Raw genomic sequence first — 17719 nt, forward strand, 5'->3', positions numbered from 1 at the left:
AGCCAAGGCTTTCTACTTGTTGTCGTCCATTAAAGTCCTCACGTAATCAATAAGGCCTGACGGCCAACACCTGTATAAGTAGCCAGTATTATTCCACAGCGTTCGCGGATCGCCTACCCCTGATTTTCGATTTCTCGTGCCGCTAGTCGCAACAGCCCCTCTAGCGCGGCCTTCACCGTTTGTCGGCGCACCTCGTCGCGGTTGCCGGGGAAGTGCTGAACCTCGCTGGAAACCGCATCGCCCACTCCCCAGGCCAGCCATACGGTGCCCACCGGTTTGTTCGGTGTACCGCCGTCGGGCCCGGCCACGCCACTGACTGCCACGGCAAACCGCGCCAGGCTGTGCTTCTGCGCGCCCCGCACCATCGACTCGACGACTTCGCGACTGACCGCACCCACCGTGCCGAACAATTCGGCGGGCACATTCAGTTGCTTAGTCTTCTGCCGGTTGGAGTAGGTCACGTAACCGGCCTCGAACCACGCTGAGCTCCCGGGAATCCGCGTGATCGCTTCCGCAATTCCGCCACCGGTACACGACTCGGCCGTGGTGACGTGGGCGTTGAGCAACTGCAAACGTCGGCCAAGTTCGGCAGCCAGTTGAGTGATCTCTTTCACGGTGCGCTCCGGATCGGGTGGAATGACTACCACCGTACACGACCCGGTTGCGCTTTCAATACACAGACTCATTCAAAATGTTCGGGCGCCAGCGCTCTGACATAGGCCTGACAGGCCTGCAGGGCAATCAGTCCGCGGTCGCCGGTGTCGGTGATGGCGATAACTCGTTGAGCATGCGCCGGGTCAAGTCGGGCGCGTACGGCTGCATGATCCACGCCGCCGGCGCCGGCGGTGGCTGGCACCCCGCAGCCTTGGGCAGCATCGCCGGCGTCGATGAGGACTGACAGGCGCAGATCAGCAGTGGCAAGACGATCGCGCAGGCGATCCTGATCACGTTGGGCATCACTGAGTGCTCGATAGTGGGTCTGTTCACTGGTCGCGAGCCGTTGCTCCAGCGCCAGACGTTTGTCCTGCTCGGCCTGCTGCGCGGTGGCGGCGGCCGAAGTCAGTTGATTGAGGGTGTCGGCGTGCAGCCGGGCCTGCTCGGCCAGTTGCCGCCCGTAGCGCCAGTCCTGAAACTGCCAGGCCAGCGTGGCGGCTGCCGCAGCCAGCAACAAAATGCCGGTCAAGCGCCAGGAGATGGACATAACACCGCCCTCGCCCGCGCCCAGATATCCAGCCGATCCTGCAAGCCATTCAACCCACCGTTGATTCGGCGGGTGATGCTGTTGAACTGGTCGCGATCAGCCAGATCGTTCAGGCCGTTCTGTTCCCAGAACCACGCAGCGGATTCGGCCGCCCATTGCGGCTGCTCGAGCAACTCCGGCAAGGACAGCAGACGCTCATCGCCGAACAGGCCAAGGCTGCACTGACGATAGTTGCTGCGCCCGGTAATCTGGATCAGCCCGCGACCGCGGTACTTCTGCCCGTCGCCGTCGGCCTCGGGCGTATTGCCCAGACGCAGCGCCAGCGTGCCGGTGTCGTACTTGCTCAGGTACTGGTTGTTGCCCAGTTCGCGCACGTACTGCAACTGCCCCGACTCGTGGCCGATTTGCGCGAGGAACGCAGCGATGCGTTTTGGCGTGTCGATGTGGCGGCGAGTCATTGCGTTATTCAGTGCAGAAACAAAAACGCCCGCTTGGCTGCGGGCGTTGGGCATGATGGTTTTAAGGTTGTCTTCAGTTATTTGCATGATGCGTAATCCTCCCTGGATGCTCCGATTGAATCATGGTTGACGGACAACGCCCCCCAGCCATTTTTTTGCCAGAGTTGTCAGGGTGTTGTTCGGTGCCGCGACTTCGGGGGCCGTGAACACCCAGCCGAGAGTGCCGAAGTTGGCGCTCCAGTCAATTTGCGGTAGCGGAGTAATGTCGGTGATATCGACCCAGATTAGATCCGGGTGGAACATCTCGGCCATGTTGCCGTCAGTCGAGAACAGTTCGACTACGGTGTTGTTGACGATGCGTGCGTAGGTTTTCATCAGGCGTACTCGTAGATGATCACAACGCCACGGGCTCCGGCACCGCCGGGTCTGCCCGGTTGATTCATGGCATTGGCGATGCCGCCCGCGCCGGAACCATAACCCGAGCCGGGTGCAGCCACAGCTGCCGCAACGCTGCTGCCAAATCCGCCCGCGCCCAAGGGTGAAAGCGCTCCATGCCCGGCAAGAATCGAACCGTTGACGTTGATTCCGGGACTGCCCGCAGCCCCTGCGCTGCTGACAATATTTGCGCCAGTGGCCGCAGTGCTGGGGAAACCACCGACAAACAAGCCAAAATCAGCAAGTCCAATCACACCGACGTTTGGTGCGCCGCCACCACCTGGTGCGGAGACCAAGGATCCGATTGAACTCGTTCCACCGGGCCCTGCACTAGCACCGATTGCGCCGCCAGCACCTGCTGCGCCCACTGTCACGATCTGGCTAGCGCCGACACTTGAGGAAGGGATCCAGGCTTCAGCATAACTGCCTGAAGCGCCACCTCCCGAGACGGTGATCTGACTGGCATTCGTCGCGGCAATCCCTGCACTCCCGCCCCCTCCGCCGACAATTTTCACCAACACATTCTTCATCCCCACCGTCGGCACATATGTACCGGACGAGGTAAACGTCTTCACTCCCAATAACCGTCCACTCGCCGCACCGCCACCGCTGGCATACACCAGTACCCAACTGTCCAGCGCCGCGCTGTACACCACCGAACACACACTGCCGGCGACAATCTCGGCAGGTCGCAACGCACTCAGCGCCAGACTCACCAGCGGCTTGGGCAGCAACCCGTTCGGCGCAAACGTACTCGCCCCGGTATTGGCATTGCCAGCGGTAAAGCGCAACGCCAGACCGTCCTTCAATGTAGCGATGGCGGGCACGTAATTGGCCATGTACAGATTGGCCGCCCCGATGTCTGCAGCATGCTTGTCTTCACCGGCCTGACTGATTTTTTTCAGCGCCTGCAACAGTTGCGTGGCATCGGTTTCGCTGGGTTCAAGACCCGCAGATTTGACGACATTCAACAGTTCATCGGTGACGCTGTTGCCCCAGGTTGCCGGGATCAGCGATCCGGGCAGGCCGGCGACGGCGTCTTCATTGACGAACTTGCCGTTCACCAGCCCGACGCTGGGAACGCTTTTTGGATAATCCATTTTCAATTTCCCTGATGAGTTACAGCGCAGTAGCCAGCCACCTCGGCGCTACCGGCCGGTGCTCGTTGAAGGGAAAAAACGAACCTTGCGGCCAGTCTCGCAACTCACGGCGATAGGTTTGCAGTTCGGCGTATTGCTCGGTGGTCAATGTAGTGCCGCCACCGTCCTCGAGTTCATCGCGGTCACGTGCTACCAGACCGTCGGTGGCAGACAGTTGCGCCGTACGCCATGAGCGCTCGATATCAGCCGCTTCATCGGGTGAAGGAGGCGGTGGATCGACCAGGATCGGATAGCCGTTATCCGCTCGCACACCGATCACTTTCGGGGTGACAGCCATTTGCTGCAGCAGCGAGATCCAGTAGCCCTGGGGAATTTCGATAACGTCGTCGGGAATGTCCGTCGAATTGATACCCGGCACATATGCGCCCAAAGTGCGGGCGCTGAACAAAACATTGAAGGTGTTCATTCAATAGCCCTTTACAAAATAATTTACGGTGCAATTGCCGGCCAGAGCGCCGGACGCATCGCGAATTTTCAGCGTGCAACCCACTTGGCTGACGGCAATCAATGCGACCATTGCTACATCGCCTCCCGCATGGGTGGCCACAAGAGAGAAATAGCCCCTCGGGAATGGAACCGGGAATGTCACGTTGACGATGCCGGCGGCATTCGACAGTCCCGAGCCCCACTGATCGATATTTCCACTGGCGTGTTTCTGATATCCGGGGTTATTCACCAGTCCGGAAAACAGCGCGGCATATTTCAGACTGGCGGTCCCGTGAACCACCCAGATGCCGTTCTCCCTGACAACGTTGGCGCTCTCGCCGCTGTTCATCACAATCGACGTCAGATAGGCGCCCTGCGGGCTTATTTGACTACCGCTCGTGCAGGCGATGGTAATCGCGGCATTACTGCGGCAGTGAAAGGTGATCGCTGCACCGTTGGGAACCGTAGTGATATCCGGTAGCGTCACGGTGTACGCCGAGTTTCCTCCCAGACCGATCGCCCATCCCGCATCCGCCGCCGTCAGTTGCGTCGCGGCAGACACTCCACGCGCTCCGGCATAGTTACCCAGAGCGCGCTGAACGAACTCGGACGTTGCCGCCGAACGACTGACATCGAATGGCGCAGCCGTCTGGAACAATTGATTGCTGCGCAGGGCGCCGAGCAATTGAGTATTCGACGCCTCACTCGGCGTCAGCCCACCGGCCCGCACTACGCCGAGAATCTCTTGGGTAACGCCGTTGCCCCAACTTGCCGGAATCAATGAACCCGGCGAGCCGTTTAGCGGGTCCTCATCGACAAACTTGCCGTCCACCAGCCCGGCGCTGGGAACACCATTTGGGTAATCCATTATTTTTCTCCTGCTCTGCAAGTGAGCCAAGTCGGGGCCAAAGGCCGGGAAACTGTCGAGGGAAATTGACTTGAATCAGGCCAGTCGCGCAGCGCCTGGCGGTACTCCAGCAACTCCAGATACTGCGCCGCCTTGAGCGTCGTCCCGCGCCCCAGCTCCTGCTCGTCACGATGCCGCGTCACCCACCATTCGGTGGCCGACAGACTGGACTGGCGCCAGAGCCGCGCTGCCACCAGAGGCTCTTGCTCATCGGGGACTGTTTCAGGGGTAATGACCGGACTGATCGTCACCGACGACGGCGCAATCTCCTGGCGCAGTTCGCCGACGGGCGCGCCGATTTCCATCTGCATGCCCTCTGGCACTTGCACCATCGACTCGACGAAAGCGGGGGCAAACAGTTGGGTGATCGCGTAGTCGCCGGTGTCGATCAGTTCGACCGCGACACCGTTTTCCATTCGTGCATAACGGGCCATTATTCGTACTCCCAGATTTCACAGAAGGCGTTGCCGCCGACGCCGCTGAGGACTGACGCGGAGGCACTGGTCGAACATGAACCACTGCCACCCGACCCTCTATTTCCTGAAGTGCCAGCGCCACTAAGGCCCATCAACGGGCCACCGCCATCAAACGGACTCGCGCCACCGCCACCAGCCAATACGCCCCAATTGGCGTTGTACATGGCATAGCCACCGCCTATTCCACGTGCATTAGCGAGATTGCCGCCCGTCACGGCTTGTCCTCCAGCGCCCCCCTGAACGAAGCCAACTGCCGTGGCTGTCACAGGAAAGGTCAGTATTTGCCCGCCCATGCCACCAGATGCGCTCATGTAACTGCCAAAAGAAGCGCCTCCGCCGGCCTGCCCCATCGAATTACGTGAAGCGCCCCCGGCCCCCAGTGACACAGGAACGCCGGCCATCATTTCTGCTGTCACGTCATATAAGCTCTCGACGTAGGCGCCACCACCACCGCCACCTCCGATACTGTGATAACCCGCTGTAACCGGTGCACAACCGCCTCCCGAGCCACCGGCGCCAACCAACCGCACGCGAATCCGTTTGGCCCTGGGATTGGGCTTGTAAACCGTGATCCCGACCGTCTCGATCTGCCGCACCGCCAACAACCGCCCCACCGCATCGGTGATGCCGTAACCGGCCAGCGTGGTCGGGGTGTTTTTCAGTTTGCTGAAGTCGACCAACGCGCCGATGGCCGTTGCCAACTGGTCGGTTCTGGCTTCATCAGGCGTCAGCCCGGCAGCCTTGATCGCGTTGAGAATTTCCTGGGTGACGCTGTTGCCCCACGCGGCCGGAATCAATGATCCCGGCGAGCCGGCGATCGGGTTTTCATCGACGAAGCCGCCGTTGACCAGGCCAACGCCGGGAATACTTTTTGGATAATCCATTGCACTGCTCCCTTTGCTGAAATCAGTTGGCTACGACTGCGCCGGGAGCGACCGGCCAGGTAATTTCGTCGGGGAAACCGGCCTGCTTTTCGATGCGGTTCAGCTCGACGCTATAGAGCTTCCATTCGATCAGCAGCAACTGTTCGTCATGATCGGCATCACCGATGTCTTCAGCGTATTGCAGCGGCGCGATGCGCAGGACGGCGTCGCGCAGCAACACATCTCTTTGAGCAAGAACGACGCGTTTGCAATCCGCCAACTGCGCGACGTCATCGACTTGCCACGCATTGTCCACCCAGGCATGGAAGCCGCCCGGCCATGGCAACGTGGTGAAGCCTTCCGGCAACTCGCCCAATGCCGTCCAGGTATGCCTCATGCCGGTGTCAGTGCGGTAAACATCGCCGCGATAGTCCGCTTGCTGTTGCAGAGAACCATTGACATAAGCCCAGGCAAAACCGCTTGGGGCCGGGGAAAGTTCGATGCTCAGCGTCACGGCGTTACTCGGCAGTTGCAGACCGATCCCCGGCACTAGTGGAAACTCGACAGGGCCGGTTAATGCACCGCTATCGTCTATCAGATAATTGAACATGTGCACCTCAGATCAGTTTGATACGCGCGGGATAGGCAATATTTCGCGGACGGGTTTCAGCCGAAAAATTGCCGATGTTGCCGATGTAAGTGTCCGAGTCGAATGCAGGGTTGGGGTACGTTGTTGCCACGGTCGTTGTCGTCGGTGAAAAGTTGACATTGGTGCCGACATCCCAGACACCGTCTGGAATCGCCGGGGCCGGTTTGAAAGAAGCCCCTGTTCCCGTCGGCAGATAATGGTTGTGACTCTGCAACGCATGCATTTGCAGGCTGCCGGACACGCGACCGGGATCAACGTTTCTGGTTTCACTGAGCACTCGCAGAAACTCGCCGCGAATCTCGGGAATCCGGAAATTCGAGGCACCATCGCCACTGGTCCATCCGCCTTCCCGGCCAGTTCTGGCCGCTTCGGTCGTCAATGCGCCGGACGCCTGAGCAAAATCCCACAACCAAGGCCATTCGGCGCGCTTGAACAGATCACCGTTGGGAAAACCATAGCCACCTGGATTGAGCGACAGAGTGGTTTCAAAAAAAGGCCGCCCCAAAGCGCTGTTATCAAAGCGACCGATCGGCCACCAACTCCCCGCCCCGTCACTGCGCAGATGCCACCAGTCCCCGTTGCCCATCAGCACCAGAAAGGGGTAACCGCCAGGCGAGAGGTGTGTGTGAAAACGAACCTTGTCAGCGTCGGAGGTCTGCACAACGAGTCGATTGCCGCTGTTGTCCATCCGCCGGACAATGACGTCGCGAATACCCAAGGCCGCGTCGGCCGATGGCAATGTCACCGTCATCGGCGCGGAGCTGCCGTCGATCAAAACGAGTCCCAACTCAGCTTCAGTCAGCGATCTGGATGTCGCCAGACGAGTGACCACCGAACGCATCGGGCTCGCTCTGCCGATGATCGACTGAATCGCCCTGTACAACTGACCGGTATCGGCTTCAGAAGCCACCAGCCCGCCACCGTTAATCACACTCAGGATCTCCTGAGTCACGCTGTTGCCCCACACCGCCGGAATCAACGAACCCGGCGTGCCTGCCACCGGGTTTTCATCGACAAAGCGGCCATCGACCAGGCCGACGCTGGGGACGCTTTTTGGATAATCCATAGGTTTTTCGTTCCTCTGAAATACAAATGAACCGCGTCGCAGCGATCGCGAGTGCGAGCCTGCAGCGGTCTGTTTTCTGAAAATAAAAAGCCCACATCGAAGTGGGCTTGGGTGATGCAGAACGAAGGCGTTGCTGCTAGAGAGTCTGGCTGCTGACCAGTTCGCGAATCGCCACCAGCGCTTCATCGCCAGCACTGCGCGCCAGATCGGGATTGCCTTTGGCCGCATGCGCGCGGATCTGGTTTTTGGCCTTCAGGCGCAAGGTGCGCAGGGTCAGCAGATGATCGGTAAGTTGGTCGGCCTTGCTAAGGATTTGCTCGGCTGCCTGTTTGGCAGTACGACCTTTGACTACCCACGCAGCAACCGACAGCGGCACCTCTTTTTTCGGATAACCGGCGTCTTGATAAGCCTGAGCGTCGGCAGCAGCCTGGGCGTACTCCATGGCTTTGAGCGGGTCGCCGGCCAAAACGGTGCGAGCACTATCGGCGGCCGCGTCGACCTTGGAGCACAACTGTTCGGCTTCCTGAAGTTCCAGTTCGGCAACTCTGGACGCATTCAGCTGCCATTTTTCTCCATCCCAATCATGGGCAATGGATGGCTGGGCCGGGCGCAGGCCCTCCTCGAACTGATGCAGTTCTTGAATGATGATCATCGGATCAGCTCCCAGGAAAAATTCACGTTTACCGCTGCAGAAAAATTAACCGCGATGCCATTGGCGTAATCGGCCGGGCCAACACTCTTGAGTCCCATACTGAACAATAATTCGTCACTGGCAGCATTAGCTGCACCCAACGTATGTTCGGCCTGGTACGACTGCCATAGCGAGCGCAATTCGTTGTGGTCAAAGCTGGCGGTCAAGGTTGAAACCGTTGTGTCGCTGACCACGTTGCTGGAAAAAATCAGCACGGCGCCACCTGCCGTTGTCCAGCCATCCCAGTTGCTGGAGGTGCCTACTGTCGGGTTGAGGAAGCAGTAGTTGCCCCCCAGCCAACCCGTCGGCGCGAAGTTCACGCTGGTTATCCCGGTGGGATGCGGCGTGGGGTTACCCACCACCAGCCGTGCCGCTCGGGCATGCGGATCAAGTGGCAGATAAACCACGCCATTGCCATTGACGGTCTGCGTCCACGACAACCGGTTACGGTTGTAGATCGCCCTGACAATGGGTATCGACCCAGGTCCCGCCGTAACAACCCAGGCCAGGCAGATGTCCAGCGGCGTCGACTGGAAACCACCGCCTGCCGCACCATTGACCGTCCCTTTCAAACCGTCAGGTGTAGCGTCGTAGATCGTGCCGCGCTGCATGTAAAAGGTCAGCGCGCCCGCAACCACCTGCGCCCGGAGGAAGTAGCCGGTACTTGGCAGCAAATCGGGACTGCTCCACACCTGGGTGGTGAACGTACGCGAACGAGCCAACTGCCCGGCCACCACTTCCTGACCGAGGCTGATCAGCACGCCGGCCGGAATCGAGACTCGCCCGCCACTGGTGGCAACTGCTGCTGGTGTGATCGGCAGTCGCCCGTCTGCCGTAGCAACGGTAGCGGTCGGCAAAGACCCGATCGGTAACGCCGAATCCAGATTCCAGCCCTTGGCCGAAACGCTCTGAATCGCCTGCAACAACTGATCGTATTTCTTCTCGTCCGGGGTCAGATCCCCGGCCTTGATCACATTGAGAATTTCCTGCGTAACCCCGTTGCCCCAGTCCGCCGGAATCAGCGACCCCGGCGTCCCGGTCAGCGGGTTTTCATCAATAAACTTGCCGTTCACCAGACCGGCGCTAGGCACACTTTTTGGATAGTCCACGGACGGACCTCCCGTTATTCAGAGTGATGGATTTTTTAGACAGGTTTTCAGGCTTCCGACCGGAACAGGCCTCAGGCGGGCAGCACAGGCCAGGCCACGTTTTGCGGATAGCCCGGCTGCTTGTCGATCTTGTTCAGCGCCAGTTTGTAGGTCGCGAATGCCTTGAATCGCTGCATATCGTCTGCATCGAGCAGGCCCGCGATGTAGGCGTCCGCCATGCCGACGGTTTGCTGATCGGCTTCGGCCAACAACTCATCACGACGCGCCAGAGCGGCAGCTCTTCGCTCGCCATCAACCACTTGCGAGGCGTTCGGCAAAGAATGTTTGGCGACCTTGCCGTCGGTGTATCGCCAGATGCCGTCACGCTCTTCAATCGTGCGCAGGAACAGTTCTTCGGAGATTTCCACCGCGCTGACAGGAATCTGCAGGTGGATAGCCGAGTCGTATCGCCCAAGAAGTTCGCCCTGGGCATCGAAATCAATGTATTTCATGGTGTTCACCTCCGATTTCAAAAGCCCATGGCGAACCAGTTCCAGCCACCAGGATCGATATTGGAGAAGCGCTGGAACTGGCTCAGCGAGAGTCTGTAAAAAGAAAAACGTATATCCGCGAATCCCGGTGAGATATCGCTGCCGGACAGAAAAAGCACCGAGTTCGGAAAGGCAATCGGGTAGGTGATGGTTTCACTCAATGCACCACCGGTGGCAAGGCCCCATTGCAAAATCAGGCCGCTGGGAAGACGTTGGTAGCCCCCGCTTGTACCCAGTGAAGCAGTGAACATCGGCGAATATTTGAGCGCGCCATCGCCGGAGTCCAGCCCCCACCCCCCACCCAATAGCAGTCGCCTGAAGGTTACGAAACACCCCCCTGCAAATGACAAGGAGGTAGTGGGTACCCCATTGATGGTGCTCAGACTTTCACCACTACGAGCCTTTACCGTCAAACTACCGGTGCTGCTCAGAATCCTGACCAGTCCACCAGGAGAAACACTGGACCAATCAGGCAGAGTCACCGTACAGGGGCCAGTGAAGACTGAAAGCTTGCCCACATCAGCAGCCGTCAGCGTGACATCCCCTACATAGTTGGTCTGCCCTGCCAGACTGCCCAGCGCGCACTGAACAAATTCTGTCGTCGCAACCTTCTGACTGACATCGAACTGCGGTGGCGTTTCATACAGTTTCTTGCCGCGCAACGCCTCCAGCAATTGCGTGTTGAGCCCCTCGGTCGGTTCGATCCCGGCAGCTTTGATAACCGTCAAAACCTCCTCGGTCAGGGCGTTGCCCCACTCCGCGGGAATCAATGATCCGGGGGTTCCGGTGATCGGGTTTTCATCGACAAAACGGCTGTTGACCAGACCGACACCGGGCATGCTTTTCGGATAATCCATCCCGTCATTCCTCCCTAGTCATAATTGATGTGCACCTTGGTATGCGCCGGCGCACTGCGGTGGATCAGGCACTCCAGCGCCGAGCCCGGATTCACGCCAAAGCGCTCGCCCCAGTAGCTCGCGCCATAGCGCCGACCAAGTAGCAGGCGGCCACCGGTGTTGAGCGTCCACATGAACTGCGCTTCCCAGGTGCCCCAGTGCGCTGCGCCGAAACGCGAGCGGCCCATGCGTGGGGCTTCGTGTTCGGTGATGCTGGCGTTGGGGTAGCCCTGGCTTTTGGCGATGTCGAGGTAGTAACCGACAGCCTGACTGCCGACCGCGAGCAAGCGGCGGCGTACGGCGAGGCGGCGGTCGTCGAACAGCGGAGTGGCGCCCAGGCACGGGTCGGGCAGCTCCATCACCCGCTCCCAGTCCGGCACCAGTTCGCTTACACCGGCCGGGTCCATCTCGTTGAGCAGGTCGGCGGCGCGGGCGTCGAGTCGAGCCAGTTCGACGGCCACGCCTTGCAGCACTTCCTCGAGTTCCGGGACGCGTTCCGGGTCCCACGCCGGGCCGCTGGGCAGCAACGCGCGCAGTTGCGCCTGATATTGCGCGGCGGTTCTTATGCCCCCCATACGCAGCCTCCGAAGGTCAGCAGTTCGCTTTGCCCGGCAGGCACGTCAGCGGCCGGCGCGGTCAGCGTGTGATCGTACTCACCGCCGGCGCTGCTGATGGCTTCGCGGATATGGCTGATCAGCAGCGGCACACCGAGATCGGCCTCGCGGTTGTGCAAGTCGCGCAGTTGCGCTTCGACGGCGGCACGCACAGCGCTGGTGTCCGGATTGACGCTCTTGAAGCGATACACCACCGGCACCTGAATCGGCCGCTGCACGTGTACTTCCGCGGTCACCGGGCGCAGCGGTTCGATGTACTCCTGAACCTCCGCCAGTTGTTCGTCGTTGGGCACCGGTTGCGGGTCTTCGTCACGCATGATGAACACGGTCACCGTGCCCGGACCAAGGAAGCCACCGCGGCACCAGGCCCGCGTCACGCCCGGCACTTCCAGCGCCCAGGTCTCGTAGTCGCTGGCGGAACCGCCGTGGGGTATCACACGATAGGAACGGATCACCCGCGAGCGCAACGACTCCAGACTTTCCCGCGCCACACCGCCACTGAGGCCGGGCGCGAGCACCACAAAACTGTTGCCGACGACGCCTGCGATCGGCTGCACCGGGTTCAGCGCCAGACCGGCGTCGGCATTGCCCAGGCTGCCAGCGTCGAGCGCGGCGATGGTGGTGGTATTGCTGCCATTGACGGTGGTGCGTGCGGCGGTGACTTTGTAAGTGCGGCCATCGCTTGCTTGCAGCAGCGTGTCGACGTCGAGCACCGCGCCGGCAGTGGCGGTAAAACTGACGCTGCCGGTGGCGACTTGCGCCGGTTTGCGCGGCTGGTTCAGGCGCAGGGCGGCGATGCGCTCAAGGGTCGACTCGTCGGCCTTGTCCGGCAGGATCTGCTCGGCAATCCAGTCGAGATAACCGTACAGGCCATATGCGGCGCCACCGAGGGTGCGGGCCAGCACTTGCGCATCGGACTGGCGCAGCGAATCGCCGGCCAGGTCGCTTTGGGTGCGCTTGATCAGCACCGGCAGCGAAGGGGTTTCAAACGGCATAGATCACCTGCCAACTGTTATCGGGGTTGATGTCCAGACGTTCGCCGTCGGCCAGGGTCAGGACCGTGCGCAGGTTCAGGCGCTGGGCGTCGAGGCGTTCGCTGATGATGTCGATGGCGCTGCAGTGGCCGTCGTCGATCAGCCATTGCAAGGCTTCGCGGGCATAGAACTCGGCGTCCATCTGGGTCTGCCGGGTCAGCTTGACCCGACGCAATAGCCACAGCCGCGAACCGATGCGGTCGTCGGCGACGGTGGGAAAGCTGTCGCCCCACCAGCCGAAGCGCTCCTCGTCGTCGAGGGCATCGTCATCGGCGGCGCGGCGCCAGGTGAACAGGCTGATGAGCACGGCGCGGGTCAGTGCGGCATGGAGATTCTGGCTGACAAGCATTATTTGCCTCCTGCCGGCGCACCGGTCTGGCCGCTGCCGGCCTGCACGCCGACGTGCACGTGTTTGATCTGGCTGATGCCGCCGGCGAGTTGGTCGCCGGTGGATACGATCTTGCCGGTCTGGTTGATCACCGGCGTGTCGAAGTTCACCGCGCTGCTGGCGCGGATGTTCAACGTGGCGGTTTCGATGTCGATGATTCGCCCGCGCTTGAAGTGAATCTTGTCGCCCTCGTCGGTGTAGATCGCCACCTCGCCAGAGGCCAGCGACTGCAAGCGATAGCGGCGGTCGGCGACCACCAGAGCGATGGCGTGGGAACGGTCACCGCCGAGAAAAGTGACGATGCCTTCGGCGCCGGCCAGCGGGTTGCTGGTGAAACCGTAGGGTTCGAAGTGCTCCAGGTCGTCGTTCACTTCGCCAGCGGTGAGGCGCATTTGCAGCGATTGCAGCTTGGATGCCGAGTTGGCGAGCACGACAGTGCCGCGCGCCAGCAGGCGTGTCAGTAGGCTCATGAATTGATCCTCGATACTTTGCCAACACAAAACCTGTGGGAGCGGGCTTGCCCGCGATGGCGGCGTGTCAGGCAAAGAAGTGTTTGCGGTAACCACCGCTATCGCGGGCAAGCCCGCTCCCACAGGAACAGGTGGTGCCAGTCGGGTTGGGTGTCAGGCTCAGTTTTTTTTCGGGGGTGTGGGATCAGGATCGAAGGTATGCGGTGGCGCCACTTGCAGCGTGGTCACCGAGCCCTGCGCCGAGAGCGAATACGTCACTTTGGAGATCAGCATGTCGCCGTCAAAGCCGAGCACCGGATCCGTGACCTTCACCAGCGTGTTGTGGCGCCACAGATCGCCATTGGACTGACGCCAGCCCTGCACCTGATAGGTCGTGGTCTGCGCCCGGCCCATGCGGGTGGCGCTTTCCCATTGGGCGCGTTGCTGGGCCAACTCGAACGTCAGTGCGGTGCCCTCGTTGATGATCGTGGTGCGGCGGCGCTTGAAGCTCAGATCAGCCGCGCTGGATTGAACCTCGCTGACGGCCGCCCCGCTCTTCTTGTCCGAGCCTTTCTGCTGACCGATCACTCGGTATTCAGAAAACACCTGGCTTTGATCCATCGGCGCGTTCGCCGACAGAATGTTCTTGCCCAACTCCAGCGCGTCACTGGCCCGACCACCACTACCGGGCTTGGCCAGAACCAGACGGCCTTGCTCGTCATCAGTGGAAAACACCCGGAACAGCGAGAGCAGACGATCGATCGACTGGAACACCGTTTCGCCCGGCACGATGGTGTGTTTGGCGAGCCGCGCGGTCTCCGGAATTTCGTTGACCACGTACAGCGAGTATTCCGCCGCCAGAGCCTGGACGATGCTCAGCAGCGGTTGCTCCTGCCATTGGTTCGGCCGGTTGGTGGCTGCGCAATCGACCAGATCCTGAGTCTTGGAGCTACCCTCGATGCTCAGGCTGATCTGGCGTCCGTCGTAACTGATCGGCGCCTTGAACACGTAGCCGGTGAGCACCAGATCCTGGCCGATTTTCACTTCGCACGGGTCACCCGGTTTGATCCGTTGATCCACCGTCTGCCCCGGCCACTGCCAGGTGATGTCAAGTTTGAAGGTGCGGAACTGGCGCTCCAGATCGGCGGTGATTTCCACGCTTTTCCAGCCGCCGTATTCCATGTTGTTGACGGTCAGCGTGACATGGTTATCCATCTCGCTCATGGCTCACTCCCTGGACACTTTTACGTCGTTGGGAGAAAAGCCCGGATGGTTCATCGCGTTGCTCTGCGTCACTTGAGTCACCCGTGTGGCGTCGGCAAATTGCTTGTAGGCCACCACCAGCGCCGGCAGGCTTTCCTGAAACGATCTGGTGACCTGGCGCACACCGGATGACGCCACTGCCTTGAGATGCGCAATCAGCGCTTCCTTCACATCGTTGATTGCCTGGTGATGTTTGGGATCAGCCTTGTCCAGCATCGGGTCGATTGCCACCCCGACCGCCTGCTGCAGCGCTTTCATTTCTTCGGTCACCGGCACTTCCTGACGGGTCACCGGTTGATCCGCCTGATGCGCCACCGAAGGTGTCGACGACAGCTTCACCGCCGGAGTCGCCACCGGCATCGACGCGACCCACTGCGCCACTTTCACCAGCATGGTGTCCTGCACCAGATCGGCCATGGCTTGCGCCGCCGCGTTGGTGTCCTTGCCGGTGGTGATCTTCGGCGCATCGGCCTTGCGAATGGCTTCGAGTTGTTGGGACACGTCGGCAATCACGCCACGGTAGCCCTCCTTCGCGAATGCCTTGAGTTCCTTGATATCGCCGAGCAAGCCCTTGAACTCCGCTGCCACTTCCTTGGGCAACTCCTTGACGGCCTTGACCAGTTCAGTGATCTGCTTGTACTGCTCGATCAGCGGTTTGAGCTGCTCCTTGATCACCTCATAGACCCCGGTCAGGCTGTTGCGCAGATTGGCAATGCCGATCCGCGCAGCCTTGATCAACGTCATCGCCTGCTCGAAGCGCGCCACCGCAGAACCCAACAGAGTGTCAGCCTTGGCCAACAGAACTTTTTGCGTACTGACCGTGGCGGTCGGAAACGGCAACGGCCGGTCCGGGTAAAACTTCAGACTGAACGTCACCAGCCCGCCGTCCTGGCGGGTGTGGGTCATGTCGCATTCGCCGACCTTGACCTGCAAGCGTCCGAGCCATGGATGCACCAGTTCACCACTGCCCGCCTCCAGGGCCTTGAGCAGCTTGTCGCGCTGCTCCAGGCAATCGGCGCCGATGATGAACGCCGTGATGTCGTGGGTCTTGGCCTGCTGGCCGAGATCCTCGAAATACGGCAGGTCACGTTGCGGGTATTCGTGCAACTGACCTTTGCGACCGACCGGGGTTTTCGCCTGATCGATCCAGAACCCGACACCGCGAAACGATGCCGGCAACAAACGGTCACGCCAGTTCATTGGAACCTCCTGCCGACAGCGAGCGATAACCGATGCGTGACGACAGCGCCAGCCCCGGTTGATTGGTTTGTGGTTGATCGGTACGCAGCCCCGGCGGTGCATTTTCGAAGCGCACGGTCAGGCCGCCTTCCAGTTGCGTGCGGTTGTTGGCAGCACTTTGCTGGATCAGGGCACTGGAGGTTTGTGGCAGCGATCCGCCCTGCAACGCCCCGTTTCCAGCAGGCGCGGGACTCGCGCCAAAGAACGCCGGCGCCAGCTCACCCTTGCCTTCGGCATTGGTCTGGCGCTGCGCCTGGGTCAGCGTTTCGACCTTGCCGGTGACCTTGGCGATCAACCCGGCGAAACCTCCGTCGAACAGCTCCTTGATCGGCGCGATGACGGTTTGCAGCTTTTGCCACAACTCGCCGAACCACCCGACAATCGGCCCCCAGCTCTCGATGATCTGGTCCAGAGGTTTCCATTCGAACAGGGTGTGCAGAAAGTCCACGACCGGTGCAGACGCCGCCAGCACAACATCCCACAGCGCCGAAAAGACTTCCCCGACCGGCTGCCAGTACTGCGCAATCTGCTCCAGCGGCGACCACTCGAACAGGCTGGTGAAAAAGCCTTTGACCCGCTGCACTGATGTTTGCAGTGCCGTCCAGATCGGTTCGAAGTACCCGACGACACCACCCCAGGCGCTGGTGATCATTTCCATCGGGAAATAATCGAACAATGCCCGCAATGTATCCCGGGTGCTTTGCACAGCCGATTGCAGCGTCGTCCACAGCGGCTGGAAGTACGCAACAACACCGCCCCAGGCGCTGGTGATCATCTGCATCGGCGAGAAATCGAAAAACGACACCAGGAACTCTTTAGCCGGCTGCGCGACTTTTCGCAGGCCATCGAACATCGGCTCGAAGAAACTGACAACGCCCCCCCACGCACTGTTGATCATCTGCATCGGCGAGAAGTCGAACAGGTTTCGGAGAAATGCCATCACCGGCACACTCAAGGCCTTGAGCAGTTCCCAGATCGCCGAAAACAGCCCCGTCAGCGGTGCCCAGTTTTCCAGGATCATGCCGGCGGGCGTCCACGAGAACACCGATTTGAAGAAGTCGATGACCGGCGCAGTGACGGCTTTGACCTCTTCCCAGATGCCCGAGAAAAATCCCGCGACCGGTGACCACAGCGCCGCCAGTGCATCGAGTGGTCGCCAGTCAAGGACCGAGCGCAACGTCGCCATCGCACTCGCACCAATGTTTTTCACGCCCTCCCACATGCCTTTGAAGAACGCGCTGATCGGCGTCCAGTTGGCATAGATCAAACCGGCCGCCACCGCGATGCCCATGGCGATGAGCATGATCGGATTGGTCTTGAGCACCATGCTCATGACATCGAACACTTGCGTGGCGCCGGTGACCGCGGTTTGCATCGCCGAGAAGGCAATGGCCCCCGCAGCCAGGCCTTCCACCAGTTTCGGGTTGTCGGCAAGCAGGCTGCCGAACTGAGTCAGCATTGGCTCAAGCCCGACGACCAACGCACCGACTGCCGGCACCAGCGCCGCGTCGACAGCGGCGGAAACCTTTTCCATCGACGCACTGAACACGTTCATGTTCTGCGCAGCGGCTTTCGGCGCGGCGGGCAGATCCACGGTTTTCGCCGTCTCGCTGACTTCCGTCAATTTGCCCTGAAACGCCGCCGCCGATTTGATCCCGTCCACGAACGGCGTGATCACGCTGCCGCCCTTGAACAGACCGCTGATGTCCAGTTTGCCGAGGCCCGTCTGTTCGAGATTTTTCTTGAAGCTCTCGACCTTTACTCGCAGGGCGCCGAGTTTGGGCGACAGTTCATCGATGCCCGTGATCAGCACCGGTGTTTGCACTTTCTTTTCTTCGTCTGCCATCACTGCACCTGCTGCATCG

General features: G+C 60.6%; 22 protein-coding genes. All 22 read right to left on the minus strand.

The window, feature by feature from the left end:
• Positions 1 to 113 precede the first annotated feature (113 nt).
• Complete coding sequence (locus tag ACIP8I_RS24395; protein WP_367083428.1) at positions 114 to 614, minus strand: CinA family protein; 501 nt, start codon at positions 612 to 614, stop codon at positions 114 to 116.
• A gap of 68 nt (positions 615 to 682) precedes the next feature.
• Entirely contained in the window at positions 683 to 1201 is a 519-nt protein-coding gene (locus ACIP8I_RS24400) for a lysis system i-spanin subunit Rz (RefSeq protein ID WP_400764453.1), read from the minus strand.
• Positions 1180 to 1746 (minus strand): glycoside hydrolase family 19 protein, encoded by a 567-nt coding sequence (locus ACIP8I_RS24405; protein ID WP_047601223.1) that lies wholly within the window; start codon positions 1744 to 1746, stop codon positions 1180 to 1182. Before ACIP8I_RS24405 ends, ACIP8I_RS24400 begins: the two co-directional genes overlap by 22 nt.
• Positions 1747 to 1779: 33 nt before the next feature.
• Positions 1780 to 2034, minus strand: a complete 255-nt coding sequence (locus ACIP8I_RS24410; RefSeq protein ID WP_400764455.1) for a hypothetical protein — start codon at positions 2032 to 2034, stop codon at positions 1780 to 1782.
• Positions 2034 to 3194 (minus strand): hypothetical protein, encoded by a 1161-nt coding sequence (locus tag ACIP8I_RS24415; RefSeq protein ID WP_400764456.1) that lies wholly within the window; start codon positions 3192 to 3194, stop codon positions 2034 to 2036. The genes ACIP8I_RS24410 and ACIP8I_RS24415 overlap by 1 nt, the downstream gene beginning before the upstream one ends.
• 19 nt (positions 3195 to 3213) lie before the next feature.
• The gene (locus ACIP8I_RS24420; protein ID WP_400764458.1) at positions 3214 to 3660 is read right to left on the minus strand and encodes a phage tail assembly chaperone; all 447 of its coding nucleotides are present in this window, start codon (positions 3658 to 3660) and stop codon (positions 3214 to 3216) included.
• Entirely contained in the window at positions 3661 to 4548 is an 888-nt protein-coding gene (locus tag ACIP8I_RS24425; RefSeq protein ID WP_400764459.1) for a phage tail protein, read from the minus strand.
• Positions 4548 to 5021 carry a phage tail assembly chaperone gene (locus ACIP8I_RS24430; protein WP_400764460.1) on the minus strand — a complete coding sequence of 158 codons (474 nt, stop codon included), beginning with the start codon at positions 5019 to 5021 and terminating at the stop codon, positions 4548 to 4550. Before ACIP8I_RS24430 ends, ACIP8I_RS24425 begins: the two co-directional genes overlap by 1 nt.
• Entirely contained in the window at positions 5021 to 5947 is a 927-nt protein-coding gene (locus ACIP8I_RS24435; RefSeq protein WP_367083416.1) for a hypothetical protein, read from the minus strand. The genes ACIP8I_RS24430 and ACIP8I_RS24435 overlap by 1 nt, the downstream gene beginning before the upstream one ends.
• 22 nt (positions 5948 to 5969) lie before the next feature.
• Positions 5970 to 6536, minus strand: coding sequence for a tail fiber assembly protein (locus ACIP8I_RS24440; protein ID WP_400764462.1), 567 nt, complete (start codon positions 6534 to 6536; stop codon positions 5970 to 5972).
• Positions 6537 to 6543: 7 nt separating this feature from the next.
• Positions 6544 to 7641 (minus strand): phage tail protein, encoded by a 1098-nt coding sequence (locus ACIP8I_RS24445; protein ID WP_400764464.1) that lies wholly within the window; start codon positions 7639 to 7641, stop codon positions 6544 to 6546.
• 136 nt (positions 7642 to 7777) lie between these two features.
• Positions 7778 to 8293 carry a phage tail protein gene (locus ACIP8I_RS24450; protein ID WP_400764465.1) on the minus strand — a complete coding sequence of 172 codons (516 nt, stop codon included), beginning with the start codon at positions 8291 to 8293 and terminating at the stop codon, positions 7778 to 7780.
• A complete protein-coding gene (locus tag ACIP8I_RS24455) occupies positions 8290 to 9441 on the minus strand; it encodes a phage tail protein (RefSeq protein WP_400764466.1) in 1152 nt (383 codons plus the stop codon). Before ACIP8I_RS24455 ends, ACIP8I_RS24450 begins: the two co-directional genes overlap by 4 nt.
• A 71-nt stretch (positions 9442 to 9512) precedes the next feature.
• Positions 9513 to 9932 (minus strand): tail fiber assembly protein, encoded by a 420-nt coding sequence (locus tag ACIP8I_RS24460; RefSeq protein ID WP_400764467.1) that lies wholly within the window; start codon positions 9930 to 9932, stop codon positions 9513 to 9515.
• A gap of 17 nt (positions 9933 to 9949) precedes the next feature.
• Positions 9950 to 10828, minus strand: coding sequence for a gp53-like domain-containing protein (locus ACIP8I_RS24465; RefSeq protein ID WP_400764468.1), 879 nt, complete (start codon positions 10826 to 10828; stop codon positions 9950 to 9952).
• Positions 10829 to 10842: 14 nt separating this feature from the next.
• The gene (locus ACIP8I_RS24470) at positions 10843 to 11442 is read right to left on the minus strand and encodes a YmfQ family protein (protein ID WP_007964344.1); all 600 of its coding nucleotides are present in this window, start codon (positions 11440 to 11442) and stop codon (positions 10843 to 10845) included.
• Complete coding sequence (locus tag ACIP8I_RS24475; protein ID WP_367083404.1) at positions 11430 to 12476, minus strand: baseplate J/gp47 family protein; 1047 nt, start codon at positions 12474 to 12476, stop codon at positions 11430 to 11432. The genes ACIP8I_RS24470 and ACIP8I_RS24475 overlap by 13 nt, the downstream gene beginning before the upstream one ends.
• Positions 12466 to 12864, minus strand: a complete 399-nt coding sequence (locus ACIP8I_RS24480) for a phage GP46 family protein (RefSeq protein ID WP_007964342.1) — start codon at positions 12862 to 12864, stop codon at positions 12466 to 12468. Before ACIP8I_RS24480 ends, ACIP8I_RS24475 begins: the two co-directional genes overlap by 11 nt.
• A complete protein-coding gene (locus ACIP8I_RS24485) occupies positions 12864 to 13373 on the minus strand; it encodes a phage baseplate assembly protein V (RefSeq protein WP_007964341.1) in 510 nt (169 codons plus the stop codon). Before ACIP8I_RS24485 ends, ACIP8I_RS24480 begins: the two co-directional genes overlap by 1 nt.
• A 159-nt stretch (positions 13374 to 13532) precedes the next feature.
• Entirely contained in the window at positions 13533 to 14576 is a 1044-nt protein-coding gene (locus tag ACIP8I_RS24490) for a phage baseplate assembly protein (protein WP_400764471.1), read from the minus strand.
• A 3-nt stretch (positions 14577 to 14579) separates the two neighbouring features.
• Positions 14580 to 15815, minus strand: a complete 1236-nt coding sequence (locus ACIP8I_RS24495) for a DNA circularization protein (protein ID WP_400764473.1) — start codon at positions 15813 to 15815, stop codon at positions 14580 to 14582.
• Positions 15802 to 17700: a phage tail protein gene (locus tag ACIP8I_RS24500; RefSeq protein WP_400764474.1), complete on the minus strand. Its 1899-nt coding sequence runs from the start codon at positions 17698 to 17700 to the stop codon at positions 15802 to 15804. Before ACIP8I_RS24500 ends, ACIP8I_RS24495 begins: the two co-directional genes overlap by 14 nt.
• Positions 17701 to 17719: the final 19 nt, after the last annotated feature.

This window comes from Pseudomonas sp. NPDC088414 (assembly GCF_044753325.1).
Taxonomy (GTDB): Bacteria; Pseudomonadota; Gammaproteobacteria; order Pseudomonadales; family Pseudomonadaceae; genus Aquipseudomonas.

What these genes read in the sequence shown, in the direction of transcription:
- ACIP8I_RS24400 (WP_400764453.1), bottom strand. Translation starts at nt 1,201, where the DNA reads ATGTCCATCTCCTGGCGCTTGACCGGCATTTTGTTGCTGGCTGCGGCA.
- ACIP8I_RS24405 (WP_047601223.1), bottom strand. Translation starts at nt 1,746, where the DNA reads ATGCAAATAACTGAAGACAACCTTAAAACCATCATGCCCAACGCCCGC.
- ACIP8I_RS24410 (WP_400764455.1), bottom strand. Translation starts at nt 2,034, where the DNA reads ATGAAAACCTACGCACGCATCGTCAACAACACCGTAGTCGAACTGTTC.
- ACIP8I_RS24415 (WP_400764456.1), bottom strand. Translation starts at nt 3,194, where the DNA reads ATGGATTATCCAAAAAGCGTTCCCAGCGTCGGGCTGGTGAACGGCAAG.
- ACIP8I_RS24420 (WP_400764458.1), bottom strand. Translation starts at nt 3,660, where the DNA reads ATGAACACCTTCAATGTTTTGTTCAGCGCCCGCACTTTGGGCGCATAT.
- ACIP8I_RS24425 (WP_400764459.1), bottom strand. Translation starts at nt 4,548, where the DNA reads ATGGATTACCCAAATGGTGTTCCCAGCGCCGGGCTGGTGGACGGCAAG.
- ACIP8I_RS24430 (WP_400764460.1), bottom strand. Translation starts at nt 5,021, where the DNA reads ATGGCCCGTTATGCACGAATGGAAAACGGTGTCGCGGTCGAACTGATC.
- ACIP8I_RS24435 (WP_367083416.1), bottom strand. Translation starts at nt 5,947, where the DNA reads ATGGATTATCCAAAAAGTATTCCCGGCGTTGGCCTGGTCAACGGCGGC.
- ACIP8I_RS24440 (WP_400764462.1), bottom strand. Translation starts at nt 6,536, where the DNA reads ATGTTCAATTATCTGATAGACGATAGCGGTGCATTAACCGGCCCTGTC.
- ACIP8I_RS24445 (WP_400764464.1), bottom strand. Translation starts at nt 7,641, where the DNA reads ATGGATTATCCAAAAAGCGTCCCCAGCGTCGGCCTGGTCGATGGCCGC.
- ACIP8I_RS24450 (WP_400764465.1), bottom strand. Translation starts at nt 8,293, where the DNA reads ATGATCATCATTCAAGAACTGCATCAGTTCGAGGAGGGCCTGCGCCCG.
- ACIP8I_RS24460 (WP_400764467.1), bottom strand. Translation starts at nt 9,932, where the DNA reads ATGAAATACATTGATTTCGATGCCCAGGGCGAACTTCTTGGGCGATAC.
- ACIP8I_RS24465 (WP_400764468.1), bottom strand. Translation starts at nt 10,828, where the DNA reads ATGGATTATCCGAAAAGCATGCCCGGTGTCGGTCTGGTCAACAGCCGT.
- ACIP8I_RS24470 (WP_007964344.1), bottom strand. Translation starts at nt 11,442, where the DNA reads ATGGGGGGCATAAGAACCGCCGCGCAATATCAGGCGCAACTGCGCGCG.
- ACIP8I_RS24475 (WP_367083404.1), bottom strand. Translation starts at nt 12,476, where the DNA reads ATGCCGTTTGAAACCCCTTCGCTGCCGGTGCTGATCAAGCGCACCCAA.
- ACIP8I_RS24480 (WP_007964342.1), bottom strand. Translation starts at nt 12,864, where the DNA reads ATGCTTGTCAGCCAGAATCTCCATGCCGCACTGACCCGCGCCGTGCTC.
- ACIP8I_RS24485 (WP_007964341.1), bottom strand. Translation starts at nt 13,373, where the DNA reads ATGAGCCTACTGACACGCCTGCTGGCGCGCGGCACTGTCGTGCTCGCC.
- ACIP8I_RS24490 (WP_400764471.1), bottom strand. Translation starts at nt 14,576, where the DNA reads ATGAGCGAGATGGATAACCATGTCACGCTGACCGTCAACAACATGGAA.
- ACIP8I_RS24495 (WP_400764473.1), bottom strand. Translation starts at nt 15,815, where the DNA reads ATGAACTGGCGTGACCGTTTGTTGCCGGCATCGTTTCGCGGTGTCGGG.
- ACIP8I_RS24500 (WP_400764474.1), bottom strand. Translation starts at nt 17,700, where the DNA reads ATGGCAGACGAAGAAAAGAAAGTGCAAACACCGGTGCTGATCACGGGC.